General features: G+C 65.8%; 9 protein-coding genes. 6 read left to right on the top strand and 3 right to left on the bottom strand.

Annotation, left to right across the window (positions count from 1 at the left end):
* Positions 1 to 13: 13 nt before the first annotated feature.
* Genes NET02_RS00140 through NET02_RS00130 form a run of 3 tightly spaced genes read right to left on the bottom strand, consistent with a single transcriptional unit; the run spans position 14 to position 5,117 of the window.
* Positions 14 to 2,800 carry a transglutaminase domain-containing protein gene (locus NET02_RS00140; protein ID WP_284055331.1) on the bottom strand — a complete coding sequence of 929 codons (2,787 nt, stop codon included), beginning with the start codon at positions 2,798 to 2,800 and terminating at the stop codon, positions 14 to 16.
* A 38-nt stretch (positions 2,801 to 2,838) separates the two neighbouring features.
* A complete protein-coding gene (locus tag NET02_RS00135) occupies positions 2,839 to 4,116 on the bottom strand; it encodes a DUF58 domain-containing protein (RefSeq protein ID WP_284055330.1) in 1,278 nt (425 codons plus the stop codon).
* Positions 4,116 to 5,117 carry an AAA family ATPase gene (locus tag NET02_RS00130; protein ID WP_284055329.1) on the bottom strand — a complete coding sequence of 334 codons (1,002 nt, stop codon included), beginning with the start codon at positions 5,115 to 5,117 and terminating at the stop codon, positions 4,116 to 4,118. The genes NET02_RS00135 and NET02_RS00130 overlap by 1 nt, the downstream gene beginning before the upstream one ends.
* Positions 5,118 to 6,042: 925 nt before the next feature.
* On the opposite strand from NET02_RS00130, the gene polA reads away from it, so the two are divergent.
* From polA to dnaB, 6 genes are all read left to right on the top strand, one after another.
* Positions 6,043 to 8,817 carry a DNA polymerase I gene (gene polA, locus NET02_RS00125; RefSeq protein WP_284055328.1) on the top strand — a complete coding sequence of 925 codons (2,775 nt, stop codon included), beginning with the start codon at positions 6,043 to 6,045 and terminating at the stop codon, positions 8,815 to 8,817.
* Between the two features lie 81 nt (positions 8,818 to 8,898).
* Positions 8,899 to 9,159: an FmdB family zinc ribbon protein gene (locus NET02_RS00120; protein ID WP_284055327.1), complete on the top strand. Its 261-nt coding sequence runs from the start codon at positions 8,899 to 8,901 to the stop codon at positions 9,157 to 9,159.
* A gap of 321 nt (positions 9,160 to 9,480) precedes the next feature.
* Entirely contained in the window at positions 9,481 to 10,887 is a 1,407-nt protein-coding gene (cysS, locus tag NET02_RS00115; protein ID WP_284055326.1) for a cysteine--tRNA ligase, read from the top strand.
* On the top strand, positions 10,884 to 11,630 hold the full coding sequence (gene rlmB / locus NET02_RS00110; RefSeq protein WP_284055325.1) for a 23S rRNA (guanosine(2251)-2'-O)-methyltransferase RlmB: 747 nt from the start codon (positions 10,884 to 10,886) through the stop codon (positions 11,628 to 11,630). The genes cysS and rlmB overlap by 4 nt, the downstream gene beginning before the upstream one ends.
* 233 nt (positions 11,631 to 11,863) lie before the next feature.
* The gene (rplI, locus tag NET02_RS00105) at positions 11,864 to 12,409 is read left to right on the top strand and encodes a 50S ribosomal protein L9 (protein ID WP_284055324.1); all 546 of its coding nucleotides are present in this window, start codon (positions 11,864 to 11,866) and stop codon (positions 12,407 to 12,409) included.
* A gap of 4 nt (positions 12,410 to 12,413) precedes the next feature.
* On the top strand, positions 12,414 to 13,766 hold the full coding sequence (gene dnaB / locus NET02_RS00100) for a replicative DNA helicase (protein WP_284055323.1): 1,353 nt from the start codon (positions 12,414 to 12,416) through the stop codon (positions 13,764 to 13,766).
* Positions 13,767 to 13,781 lie beyond the last annotated feature (15 nt).

Here is a 13,781-nt window from a genome sequence, read left to right as displayed (position 1 = left end):
GGATGCGCGGCCCTCACTGTGCCGATGCGACCTCCGGCGGCCCGACCCGCAAGCGCGCGCGGAGGAACTGGCGCACGAAGCGCCCACGAAGCTGCCGCCAGGCCCGCCGGGCTTGTTCCACCTCCTCGGGTGTCGGTGCGCGCCCGCCGTACCGCTCGCGCGTGTACAGGTCAGCGAGCAGCCATGCGTAATGGCGCGTACCCGGAAACGCCCGGCCGACGACGGACGCGAGTTCGTACGGCGTCATCGTCGGCTCGTGCGGGAGCCCAGCGAGGCGAGACGCCCGCTGCACTTTGAGCATAAGCTGGCCGACTGGTGACAACCCTCTCGTGCCCCAGAACCAGGCGACCAGCGCAGCCGTGACCGCCAGCGCGAGCACGAGGACGAGGCCACGCAGGGCAATCATCCAGCGTGGCGTAGCCTGCTCCGGGGTCGCTCCTAACGCGCCTACTCCGCCGCTCCCTTCGGGCGGCATGAAGTCCTCAGGGAAGCCAAACTGGCGACCATCGGTCGGGAAGGGTGGCTGCAGGCTGCCGGGCTCGGTGGAGCCGCTGAGCCCCTCAACGCCCGGCACGATCCCGCGCTGGATCGGCGAACGCGCCGCGGTCGGCTCGAAGGGAATCCAGCCGTAACCGGGAAAGTAGACCTCGACCCAGGCGTGCGCGTTGCGATCACGGTAGAGGTAGCCGCCGGCCTGCTGATCGTAATCCGCCGGGTAGTAGCCCACCACCATCCGGCTCGGGATCCCGAGAATCCGTAGCAGGACCACCATCGTGGTCGCATAGTACGTGCAATAGCCTTCAGGGCGCTCGAAGAGGATGTAGTCGACCACGTCGGGAACGCGCGGTTGCGCGACGTTCTCGTTGTAGGTGATGTGCGTGCGCAGGTAGCTCTCGATCGCCTCCGCCACGTCGTACGCGTTGGTCTTGCCGGAAGCGAGCGAGTGAGCGAGCTCGACCGTGCGGGCAGAGACGACGGGAGGAAGCTGCGTGTAACGCGCGTAGATCGGTTCCGGATAGAACCCGTAGTCGGTTGCCGTCACCTCTTGCCAGGCCATGAACGGGTCGCCGTCTGCCGGTACGAGCTGCATCGCCCGCTCAGCGGCTTGGCGGAGCTGGTCCGGCGTCGCCACGCTGACGCTGGAGGTCACCTCGTATCGGAAGCCCTGGCGCACGGCATCCTGGGCGAAGAGCGCCTCGATATCGTCATAGACTGGCAGCGGTCCGCTGTACCACAGGTAGGTGACCCGGTAGCCACCTTGTTTGTCGATGTAGTAGGACGCCTCGATACCCCGCTGCCGGAGCTGGCGGAGCAGCGCCTGAATCTGCGGCAACTCGGGAGGAGACCCGTACTCCGGCTGCTCTTCCGCGGAAGCTGGGGAGGGCTCCGCCCCCGGAGAGGGCGTCGCCTGCTGGGAGTCTTGCGGGGTGGGTTCCGGCGTTGGCCCGGTCGATTCCGGCACCGGCGTCGGTGTCGGTTGCGGCGGGGTGAAATCCGCCTTCTTCAGCAGCTCGATCAGCGGCCGCAGCTCAGGGGGAGCGGCATCGAGTTCGACCCGCTGGACATCGATCATCGTGCCGTTACTATCGAACCAGCTCATCTGAACCCGCACCGGCCGGCTTACCGACACCGGCTGGCCGGTGGTGAAGATCACAGCGCTGCGCGGCTGGATAACTTCCACGGCGAACCGCTGCTCCACTCGCGATTCCGATGCCCAGGCCACGGCCGGCAGTGGCTCGTCGGCGCGCAGCTCCACCAGTGGTCCATCCACGAGGCCTGGGCTCTGGGCGGGCGATGAGGGATTGCTCTGGTTGGCAGGGTCCAGGTCCGTCTGCCAACCCTGCCCCGTGAAGATGTTGTACCGGTGGGCGACGAGGTAGGGCGCGCTCTCTCCGGTCACTAGCAGGACCGGCTCGTCACTGAGCCTGAGCGGGCCACCGAGCTGGAAGGAGCTGCCGAAGCTGGCGAAGCCGCCCACCGCGCGTCCGCCCGGCCCTCGCACCGATGGGAACCACTGGGCGAGTGTGTCGCGCGCGCGCTCCCACGGCTGATCTACCTGCCGCCAGGCCGCGGCGACGCGCTCGCTGTGGAGGGTCAACGGCACCAACCATCCGCCGATCATCACCGCGATCGCCAGGTAGGTGAGCACCCACATCGCCTGCCAGGCAATCGCTCCGGAGTAGGGCACCCCCAGGCGCCGCCATGACCACTCGCGCGCCGCCAGGTTCACCCTGCCCACCAGCACCATGGCGGCGAACAGGTAGAGGAGCAGGTAGGCGATCGATACCTTGCGGGAGTAGCCCAGGTTCGTCAGCAGGACGATCCCAGGCAGCAACACGCTCAACCACGGATGCCGTCGCCGCAGCACCAGCCACGTCGCGCAGTAGGCGATCAGGTAGTGAATCGCGGCCATCAATAGGATGAAGAGGTAGAGGTCCTCAGCGCGCTCCCCCTGGCGGATCGCCGAGAACCACTGCACCCAGCGAGTCCAGAGGAACAACAGCTTATCGCTCCAGCCACCCAGGTCGTCGCTGAGTTGCCGGCTCATCCGCCACAGGATAACCACGATCCCAGCGAGCACCATCGCAAAGTGCGATAGCCAGATGGGCAAGCGCCGCCATTCCGACAGCACGAGCCCGACAAAGAGTCCGGTAGCGGCAATCCCTGGTAAGATGTCGAGCCCATCAGCCCAGTCCGCCCGGAGGGTGGACCAGGTTGCCGCCATGACGACGATCACCACCAGCCAGAAGCTGGACCAGCCGGCCTCTGGGCCCAGTCGCTTCCACCAGGCCTTCATCATCTCGATCGCTCCGCCATCCCAGCGCGCTCGGGTTCAACTCACGCGCTGGTCATCACCGATACGCCCGCTGCGCGTCCCTGCCCGGCTAGCGCCCGCGCGATGTCGTCTCCGTACTTGACGAGATAGGTCGGCACGCCGATGGCTGCCAGGTCGCTCACGACCAGCAGGCTACTCTCGGCGCTGCCGAACGTGCTCGGCTCGACGATGACCGCCATGCTACGCACATGACGCGCCGCGAGCTCGACCAGCCCGCGCACCCAGCTCTCGTCCGTCGAGGGAGAAATCACGATCGCCGTGCTGTGCCGGGTCAGATAGCCGGCCTCCGAGATCAGAACCTCGGCCAACGGCCGCTCACCATCGGCAGTGAGGATCGCCAGCAGCTCGAGGATCTTGACCATCTGCCGCGCGCCACGATCGGCAGGGATCATGACCGGCTGCCGGGCATTGGCGATCAACCCGACAGTACGGTTCAGATCCAGGAAGTGGCGAGCCAGCGACGCCGCGATCGTGACGGCATACTCCTCGGTCGAGTCCAACCAGAAGCTGAGCGGGAGCGGCTCACCGGGGCTGGGACGTTGTCCACCGCCCCAGAACGTGGCGCGCACGTGATGGCGGGCCTCCATGTCGAGGATCAACCAGACGTCGGTCGAGGGATCCAGCTCGAACTCTTTCACCATGAGCTGCCCGGTCCTGGCGGTGGCTGACCAGGCAATCCGGTTGAAGCTATCGCCCGGTAGATATTGTCGTACCCCGGCAGCATTGGGCGTCACGAACGGAGTGCGTCGCTGGAGGGAGCTCCCGCCGGCTAGTTCGCCGTGGGGGAGACGGAATCCGCTTAGGTCAACGGTTGCCGGGTAGACAACTAACTCCTGCACGTACGGCACGATCTGGCGGGTAGGGAAGAGGCCGAAGGGATCCCCGGACGACAGCGTCATCGGGCCGAGCCGGAAGCGACCGCGGCGCGCGCACCAGGTCTGTGCCTTCCAGTTCGCGGCATCCCGCGGCCCGAGGTGGATCACCCGGCTGAGCCGGTGCCCCGGCAGGTCGGAGTGATCGATCAGTTCGACCCACAACTTCGCGAACCGGCTGGAATTCTCGACCCGAATTCGCTCGATCAGGAGGTCACCCACCTGCGCCCGGTCGGTCGCGGTCCGGCGCGTGACCGTAAGGCCACGGAGGCTGAGGCGACTCCACACGTAGGAGAGCAGCAGCAGGCCGAGCAGGATGAAGAAGAGTTTATCGAAGACCTGCCAGCGGTTGAGCTGGGAGAGGACGAGGATCAGCAGCGCGAGCGCGCCCAGCTTGAGCCAGTTCATCACTCCGCACCAAACGGCAGGCGACGCCGCGGCGCCTCGGCCGGTCGCGTGACGGTGGGACGGGCGCCGGGCACCGGGATGCGCGCCAGCACATCGCGTACCACGGCACGACTATCCACGCTGCGCATCCGGGCGGCCGGGCTCACGATGATCCGGTGCGCCAGCGTGGCCTCCGCCAGTTCCTTGATGTCATCGGGGATCACGTAATCGCGGCCCTGCATCGCGGCCCAGGCGCGAGAGGTGTTGTAGAGCGCCAGCGAGCCGCGCGGCCCCGCTCCGAGGTAGACCTCCTCGTGTTGCCGCGTCGCCTCGACGACCGAGACGATGTACTCCTTGAGCAGGTCGTCGACGTGCACGTGCCGTACGGCCTCCTGCGCTGCCACCAGCTCGTCGACGGAGACGACCTGGCCCAGGCGCTCCAGCGGGTGCTGGAAGTGCTGGCGGTTCAGGATTTCGATCTCGCTCCGATGGTTCGGGTAGCCAAGAGAGATCCGGATCAGGAAGCGATCGAGCTGGGCTTCCGGGAGCGGAAACGTGCCCTCGTACTCGATCGGGTTCTCGGTCGCCAGCACGATAAAGGGCACCGGCAGCTCGTAGGTCACGCCGTCGACGGTAACCTGCCGCTCCTCCATGGCTTCGAGGAGCGCCGACTGCGTCTTGGGCGTCGCGCGGTTGATCTCGTCGGCCAGCACGATCTGGGCAACCACCGGGCCGGGTCGATACTCGAATCTCCCTGTCTGCTGGTTGAAGATGCTCACGCCAGTGACATCTGAAGGCAGGAGATCTGGGGTGAACTGGATACGCTTGAAGCTGGACCCGATGCTCCGCGCGATCGCCTTGGCGAGCACCGTCTTGCCGACCCCTGGCACATCCTCGATCAACACATGGCCCCGGCAGAGCAGGGCCACCAGTACCAGTCGCACCTCTCGCGATTTTCCGACGATCACTCGCTCGACGTTCTCACTGATCACCTCGGCGAGTGCCCGCACGTCAACGCTCATAGCCTGTCCTCTTCTGCGGTTACCGCAATCGTTTCAGGCAATACGCACATCGGAAAGTCGTCCGCCTGCGAAGGAGCCTGCGTCGCTCCCGTCGCGCATGCCTCGCGCCGGTATCTCGAACCCAGCCCTTCCCAACGCCTCGCCTGTGCTTCCCCCACCCGAGACACCGCGAATTATAGCAATCGGTCAATCTTAAGCCACTTCGAAGATTCTGCTGAGCGAAGCACATTGCAGACTGTGCCTCAGCGGCAATTCACTGATCGAGCGAAGAGCTGGCTCGCGAAGAATGAACGAACGCCCATCTCCCACCCCAGCGGCATACTCGACCATGGTACGGCTCTCCCAGGGGGTTCGGATTGGGCAGAGCGCTGGATGTCCTCATCTGGATTACCCGGGAGTACCGTATCCCAAGAGCCATCTCAACAGTGAGTAGTACTCGAGAGATAAGGGCCCACTTGCAGCCGCCCTCGCATCACTCCACAGCAAGAGAGGATAGCAGGCCAGGAGCAGTGGAGGCTGAGCGATTGTTTAGAATACGGTAAGAATTCGATAAGAAAGCCGCAGGGGAGATCGTCGTTCCGCATCAGGGCCAGCTTGCCTCGGGCGCTGGAAGTCACCACTGCGTCCGGTCAGATCACCAGGAGTGGTAACGGCTACATCGATCCGGTCGAGGCGGTGCCAGGTCACCGCCGTCCGACCGGTCGAAGGATCAGCGCACCGTAGAATCGGAACTCGCCCGTCGTCACTAGCGGCGGGCCTCGAGTAGGTGAAGAGAGGCCCGCCGCTAGCCGCGTGAGGAGGAGCACGGAGTCTGCAGAGCCAGTGCACCTATGTCAACGTACGACCGGCTCATCCGGTTGCGGAGCCTCCGGCTGCGCTCAGAAGGGCCACTCCCGTATAATCGCCCTGGCGGAGGAGGCAACCCATGGGAGAAGCAGATCGGCCAGGAGAACAGCCGCGCACGCTCATGCTCGTCGATGGGCATGGGCTAGCATATCGCGCGTTTCACGCCTTGCCTGATACGCTGGCCACGAGTTCCGGCGAGCCGACCAACGCCGTGTTCGGCTTTACCTCGATGCTCCTCGAGGTGCTGCGCGCGCTCAAGCCGGACTACGCCATCGTCTGCTTCGACTCCGGCCGCACCTTCCGCCACGACGTGTACGCCGAGTACAAGGCACACCGGCCGGAGATGGCTGACGACCTTCGCCACCAGATGGAGCGGATCCGGCAGATCCTCGAGGTGCTGAACGTCCCGATCATGGTCAAGGAAGGCTACGAGGCAGACGACCTGATCGGCTCGCTCGCAGCCATCGCGCGCCGGCGCGGGCTCGAGGTCGTGATCGTGACGGGAGACAGCGACCTCCTGCAGCTCGTCGACGGTGGTGTTCGGGTCGTGCTCCCTGGCCGCCAGCGCTTCGGCGAGTTTCGCGTCTTCGACCGCCAGGCAGTGATCGAGCGCTACGGGTTCGCTCCGGAGCGGATTCCGGAGTTCAAGGCGCTGGTCGGCGACACTTCCGACAACATCCCGGGCGTTCCGGGGATCGGAGAGAAGACCGCGACCAAACTGATCCAGGCCTATCCCTCCCTCGAGGCCATGGTCGAACGCCTGGAGGAGATCACGCCGCCGCGTATCCGCGAGGCCCTGCGAGCCAACGCCGAGCAAGCGTTCCAGAGCCGCGAGCTCGCGACCATCGTCGCGGATCTCGATCTCGATTTCGATCCGGAAGCCTGCCGCGTCGGCTCCTATGACCGTGACCGGGCCCTGGCGCTCTTTCGCGAGCTGGAGTTCCGCAGTCTCGTGCCGAAGTTGCCGGAGCCGATCCAACGGAGCGCCCCCGCAACGCCACGCCTGCAGCCAAGCTCCCAGCGAATGGCTGTCCTGACCCCTGCTGATCTGGCCCGCCTCCTCGATGACCTTGCCCAGGCCAAGGCGATCGCCCTCGACGTCGAGACGACGGCCTTGCACCCGATGTACGCCGACCTCGTCGGCATCGCGCTGGCCACCGCGCCGGACAGAAGCTACTACATCCCGCTGGCACACACGACCGGAGACGACCAGCTCCCAGCCGATCGCGTGCGTGAAGCCCTTGCCCCTCATCTGCGCCGGGCCGACCTCGCCGTCTTTGCCCACCATGGCAAGTACGATGCCCTGGTACTGGAGCGGGCCGGCTTTCCCCGCCCGCGCATCGCCTTCGACACCATGATCGCGGCCTACCTGCTCGGCGAGACCTCGATCGGGCTCAAAGAGCTCGCCTTCACCAAGCTCGGGCTGGAGATGCAGCAGATCGAGGAGCTGATCGGGCGGGGGCGCAAGCAGATCACGATGGACCAGACCCAGATTGCCCAGGCGATGGACTATGCCTGCGCCGACGTGGAGGCAACCTATCGCCTCGTCGACGTGCTGCGCCCAGCGCTCGCCGAGCAGCGGCAGGAGCGACTGTTCCACGAGATCGAGCTGCCACTCATCGATGTGCTGATCGACATGGAAGAGGTCGGGATCGCGATCGACACCGATTTCCTCTCCGAGCTCTCGACCCAGCTCGATGGACAGATCCGCCAGCTCGAGCGCGAGATCTATCGCCTGTCCGGGCATCCCTTCAACATCAACTCGACGCAGCAGCTCGCCAGAGTGCTCTTCGACGAGCTTCACTTGCCGCGTGGCCCGCGCACGAAGACCGGCTACTCCGTCAGCCAGGAAGTTCTCGAGTCGCTGCGCGACGCGCACCCGATCGTCAACGCGATCCTCGAGTATCGTCAGCTCCTCAAGCTCAAGTCGACCTACGTCGACGCGCTACCCCGCCAGGTGCATCCGCAGACCGGGCGGGTGCATACGATCTTCCACCAGACGGTGGCCGCAACCGGCCGGCTCAGCTCCTCCGATCCCAACCTGCAGAACATCCCGGCCCGCAGCGAACTGGGGCAGCAAGTGCGCCGCGCTTTCATCGCCGATAACCGCCCCGGATACCGGCCCTTCGATGAGCCAGTCGTTTTCCTCTCAGCGGATTACTCTCAGATCGAGCTCCGTCTGATGGCGCACTTCAGCGGCGATGAGGCTCTCACCCGTGCCTTCTGGGAGGGGAAAGACATCCACGCCGCCACCGCTGCCGAGGTCTTCGGCGTCTCGCTCGACGCCGTGACCCCCGAGATGCGGCGCATCGCGAAGGTCGTCAACTTCGGGATCATGTACGGCATGCAGGCCTTCGGCCTGGCGAGAGACACCGGCATGAGCAGGCAGGACGCCCAGCGTTTCATCGAAGCCTACTTCTCCCGTTTCCCGGGCGTCTCGCGCTACCTCGAAGAGACGAGGCGTCGCGCCGCCGAGCAAGGGTACGTCGAGAGCCTGTTCGGACGGCGGCGCTACGTGCCCGATATTACCTCCAGTAACCCCAACCGCCGGCTGGCCGCCGAGCGCATGGCCGTGAACATGCCGCTCCAGGGCACAGCGGCGGATATCATGAAGCTGGCCATGATCCAGGTTCACCGAGCCATCGCCGAGCGTGGCCTGCGCAGCCGCATGCTGCTCCAGGTACACGACGAGCTCCTGTTCGAGGCCCCGGAGTCCGAAGTACAGGAGCTGGCTGCCCTCGCCGTATCGCTGATGGAGGGGGTGGTCGAGTTGGACGTACCGCTGGTCGTCGATGCCAAGGTTGGGCAGAACTGGAACGACCTTGAGCCGATCCAGGTCAAGCTTGCTCGCTGACTCTTGCTCAACTGGAGCTGATTGCGTAGAATTTCACGAGGTGAGAGCTCTCGATCGTTCGGGTCGAGGAGGGGTGAACGGATGCCGATCTACGAATATGTGTGCACCTCCTGTCATCACAACTTCGAAGTGCGGCAGCGGTTCAGCGACGAGCCGATCACGAGCTGCCCGGAGTGCGGTGGAGCTGTACGGCGACTGCTCTTCCCGGCGGGCATCATCTTCAAGGGTTCTGGCTTCTACATTACCGACAATCGCAAGCCGTCTTCCGAGTCGACGAACGGTCACGAGGGTGCTAAGACGAGCGCGACGAGCAAAGCAGGAAGCTCGCTCGACGAGGACTGAGAGCGGACATTCTTATTCCGCGAGATTCGGCCTCTCCTCCTTCACATGCCTCTGTCCGGCGGGGTACCGGCCGGTGCCGGTACCCCGCTTGTGCTATGCGATCCTCACGCTGACCGGATAAACTGAACCAGCGACGCGCTCCGCGCTCGCGCAGGCGAGCCCGTACCGCCCGACTCGACGGGGTCGTGGTCCCGATGCGAGCAGTGCCTGCCGCACGGCGGCGACCCTCTCTCCAGTCGAGGCTTCGAACCTCGTTGGATCTCAGATCTCAGCACGGCCGCGATTCGGCGGCCGGATCAGTGAGGAAGCGAGACGGCGATTATGGCGCTACAGATCACCAACACGATGACGAGAGAGAAAGAACCGTTTCAGCCACTCGAACCCGGCCGGGTACGGATGTACGTCTGCGGCCCGACGGTTTACGCCGATGCCCACATCGGGCACGCCATGTCGGCGATCGTGTTCGACATGATCCGTCGTTACCTGGAGTATTCAGGCTACCAGGTCACCTTCGCCATGAACTTCACCGACGTCGACGACAAGATCATCCAGCGCGCCGCGACGCTCGGGCTGGAGCCCGGCGCGCTGGCCGAGCAGCTTATCGATGCGTGGTTGGACGAGACGGCTGCGCTCAATATCAAGCCCGCGACGCTGTATCCCCGCGCGACCGAGGAGATCCCGACGATCATCGAGATGGTCACCGGCCTGATCGCGAGGGGATACGCCTACCCGGTCGACGGGGGCGACGTGTTCTTCCGGGTGACCTCCTTCCCCGACTACGGCAAGCTCTCGCGCCGCTCGCTCGACGAGATGCTGGCCGGCGCCCGCGTCGAGGTCGACCCGCGCAAGGAACACCCGATGGACTTCGCGCTGTGGAAGGGAGCCAAGCCCGGCGAGCCGGCCTGGGACAGCCCCTGGGGGCCCGGACGACCTGGCTGGCACATCGAGTGCAGCGCCATGATCTATCGGCATCTCGGCGAGCAGATCGACATCCACGGCGGCGGCGCCGATCTCATCTTCCCGCACCACGAGAACGAGATCGCGCAGTCGGAAGCCTTTACCGGCAAGAAGCCGTTCGTCCGCTACTGGGTTCACAACGGGCTGCTCCAGCTCGGCGGCGAGAAGATGAGCAAGTCGATCGGCAACCTGATCACGATCCGCGAGCTACTGGAACAGGGAGGTGGGGGCCCGTTCCGCTTGCTGGTGCTCAGCTCCCATTACCGCAGCCCGCTCACCTTTACCGACGAGGCCTTCGAGGCGGCGCGACGAGGCCTGGCGCGCCTGCGCGCCGCGGTACGGGGGTACGAACCCGAGGCCGCGCCACCGGAGCGCCCAGCATCCGAGCTGGCCGACCTGGCCGACGCGACACGTGCCGGTTTCCGGCAGGCGATGGACGACGACTTCAACACGCCCGTCGCGCTGGCCCACCTCTTCGAGCTGGCGCGCTCGATCAACCGGGCCCAGGCAGCCGGGGCTGACCGCGCGGCGATCCGTTACGGGCAGGCGGTGCTCGCCGAGCTGAGCGGCGTGCTTGGCCTGCGGCTGGACGAGCCCGAGGTCCCCATCGGCCGGGCCGTCGAGCCCTTCATCCAGCTCTTGATCGAGGTCAGATCAGAGCTCCGCCAGCAGCGGGAGTGGGCGCTGGCCGACCGGATCCGCGAGCGGCTGGCAGAGCTCGGCGTTGCGCTCGAGGATACGCCGAGCGGCACGAACTGGCGCTGGGTGTGAGCGGGTCCGAATACCTCTACGGGCGAAACGCCGTCCACGAGGCGTTGCACGGTCGCCGGCGCCATCGGCTTCTGCTGGTGGCTGAGGGTACGGAGCGGCACGGGCGCGTCCAGGAGCTGATCGCGCAGGCCCAGGCCCGGCGCGTCGAGGTGCGCCTGGTGCCGCGTCGTGAGCTGGATCGGCTGCTCGGCCCGGTCAACCACCAGGGGATCGCGCTGGAGACCAGCTCGTACCCCTACGCCCGCCTCGACCAGATCCTGAGCCAGGCAGGCGGTAGACCGATCCTGGCGCTCGATCACCTCCAAGATCCGCAGAACCTGGCCACGCTGCTGCGCACAGCCGAAGCGGTCGGGGTAGCGGGCGTGCTCTTGCCGGAGCGCCGGGCTGCTGGCGTGACGCCAGCCGTCGTCAACGCCTCGGCGGGCGCGGTGGAGCACCTCCGGATCGCGCAGGTAGTTAACCTGGCGCGGGCGCTCGATGAGGCGCGCGACTGCGGCTACTGGGTGCTCGCGCTGGAGCCTGGACCGGGCGCGCAGAGCCTGTTCGAGGCCGACATCCCCACACCGGTGCTCCTGGTCGTCGGCTCCGAAGGACGCGGGATGTCCCCTGTCCTGCTCAAGCGGGCCGATCTTCAGGTCGCGTTGCCGATGCGCGGGCGCGTCACATCGCTGAACGCGGCCGTCGCCGGCTCTATTGCCCTCTACGAGCTGTTCCGCCGGGAGACCAGCGACGCCGAACGGTAGGCAAGTCCCCGATCTGTTGGTGCGGCTGGTGCCGTGGAGTCAAAATTGCAGGCGAGCACGCTGGTCTGTATAGTTGATCCATGGCATACTGGGTGTCCGTACACCCAGTGCGGTTGTTCGTGGCGTCGTTCAGGATGAGAAGCGGCAGCAGGAAGCGATCCTAGACGGAGCTCGCCCACCGGCTCGTCCGGTGAGGCTGTGCCGCGAAGCAGGGAGAGGGAAGGCAACACAGCATGAAGGTGATCCTCCTCCAGGATGTTCCCAAGCTCGGCACCGCCGGGTCGATTGCAACGGTGTCCGACGGCTACGCTCGCAATTACCTCATTCCCAAGGGCCTGGCCGAGCCGGCCACTCCCAGCCGGCTGAAGGTGGCTGAGCAGCGCCTCGCGGCCGAGCGCCGCCGCATCGCCCGCGAAGAAGAGGCTATGCGCTCGCTTGCCGAGCGGCTCGACGGCCTCCGGCTGGTCATCGCGGCCCATGTGGGCGAAAGCGGCCGGCTGTACGGGTCGATCACGGCCCAGGACATCGCTGAGAAGCTCCGAGAGACGATCGGCGAGGAGATCGACCGCCGGAAGATCGAGCTGGACGAGCCGATCCGCACCATCGGGGAGCACCAGGTTCCAGTGCACCTGGTTGGGCAGTTGCGGCCGGTAATCACCGTCATCGTGACCTCGCCAGAAGAGGCCACTGCCGGGGCTCAGGCAGCTCCGGCAGCTTCGGAATCTGACGCGACCGGCGAGACTGAGAGCCAGAGCAGCGAGCCCGGAGCCGAGGAGTAACGGCATGACCGGCACCGCGGTCGAGACCGTCGAGCGATTGCCACCGCACAACATCGAAGCGGAGCAGGCCGTCCTCGGAAGTCTGCTGATCGACCGCGACGCCATCATTCGTGTCGCCTCGTTCCTCAAGCCAGACGACTTCTACAGGGGCAGCCATGCGCTGATCTACCAGGCGATCCTCGACCTGTACAACCGCCGGGTGCCCGCCGACTTCGTTACCGTCGTCGACGAGCTCGAGCGCAATGGCCGCCTCGACGACATCGGCGGCGTGAGCTACCTCACCGAGCTGCTGAGCGCGGTGCCCAGCGCCGTCCATGTCGAGTACTACGGCCGCATCGTCGAGCGCACCGCCACGCTACGCCGTCTCATCGACGCCGGCACCGAGATCGTCCGTATCGGCTACGAGGACCATGCGGACGCCGAAGAGGCGCTGGAGCAGGCCGAGCGGGTCATCTTCGAGGTGTCCCAGCGCCGCACCGTGCGCGACTTCGTCGCGATCAGCCAGGTGCTCGAGCAGTACTTCGACAAGCTCGACTATATCCAGCAGCACCGTGGCGACGTCATCGGCGTTCCGACCGGCTTCGCCGACCTGGACAAGCTGACCGGCGGCTTGCAGCGCTCGGATCTCATTATCCTCGCCGCGCGGCCCTCGGTCGGCAAGACTTCGTTTCAGCTCGGTATCGCCCACCACGCCGCTGTCCGGGCTGGCAAGACCGTCGCGATCTTCAGCCTGGAGATGTCCGCCGAGCAGCTCGTGCAGCGCCTGCTCTCGATGGAGACCGGCGTGGATACCCATCGCCTGCGTCTCGGCTTCATCGACGACAGCGAGTGGGATCGGATCTCGCGGGCCTTCGGGCGGCTCTCGGAAGCGAAGATCTTCATCGACGACACGCCGAGCATCAGCGTGATGGAGCTTCGCAGCAAGGCGCGTCGCTTGATGGCGGAGCAGGGCCTCGACCTGGTCATCGTTGACTATCTCCAGCTTATGCAGGCCAGACGCTCGGAGAACCGCGTGCAGGAGATCTCGGAGATCTCCCGCGGGCTCAAGGGGCTCGCCCGCGAGTTGAACGTGCCCGTCCTGGCCCTCTCGCAGCTCTCGCGCGCGGTCGAGACGCGAACCGATCACCGGCCGCTGCTCTCCGATCTCCGCGAGTCGGGTAGCCTGGAGCAGGACGCTGACCTCGTAATCTTCATCTACCGCGACGAGATCTATAACCCCGACACCGATCGTCGCGGCATCGCCGAGATCATCGTGGCCAAGCACCGAAACGGGCCGACCGACACGATTCACCTGCGCTTCTTCGAGCGAACTGCACGGTTCGCCGATCTGGAGCTGTATCGAGAACCCGGTCAGTAGACGAGATCGGGTTCG

It is taken from the genome of Thermalbibacter longus (assembly GCF_023806485.1).
Taxonomy (GTDB): Bacteria; Chloroflexota; Chloroflexia; order Thermomicrobiales; family Thermomicrobiaceae; genus Thermalbibacter; species Thermalbibacter longus.
This window is presented reverse-complemented; position numbering and strand designations above follow the sequence as displayed.

Bases quoted from the DNA above. Each gene is read 5' to 3' on its own strand.
- NET02_RS00140 (WP_284055331.1), bottom strand. From the start codon at position 2,800: ATGATGAAGGCCTGGTGGAAGCGACTGGGCCCAGAGGCCGGCTGGTCC.
- NET02_RS00135 (WP_284055330.1), bottom strand. From the start codon at position 4,116: ATGAACTGGCTCAAGCTGGGCGCGCTCGCGCTGCTGATCCTCGTCCTC.
- NET02_RS00130 (WP_284055329.1), bottom strand. From the start codon at position 5,117: ATGAGCGTTGACGTGCGGGCACTCGCCGAGGTGATCAGTGAGAACGTC.
- polA (WP_284055328.1), top strand. From the start codon at position 6,043: ATGGGAGAAGCAGATCGGCCAGGAGAACAGCCGCGCACGCTCATGCTC.
- NET02_RS00120 (WP_284055327.1), top strand. From the start codon at position 8,899: ATGCCGATCTACGAATATGTGTGCACCTCCTGTCATCACAACTTCGAA.
- cysS (WP_284055326.1), top strand. From the start codon at position 9,481: ATGGCGCTACAGATCACCAACACGATGACGAGAGAGAAAGAACCGTTT.
- rplI (WP_284055324.1), top strand. From the start codon at position 11,864: ATGAAGGTGATCCTCCTCCAGGATGTTCCCAAGCTCGGCACCGCCGGG.
- dnaB (WP_284055323.1), top strand. From the start codon at position 12,414: ATGACCGGCACCGCGGTCGAGACCGTCGAGCGATTGCCACCGCACAAC.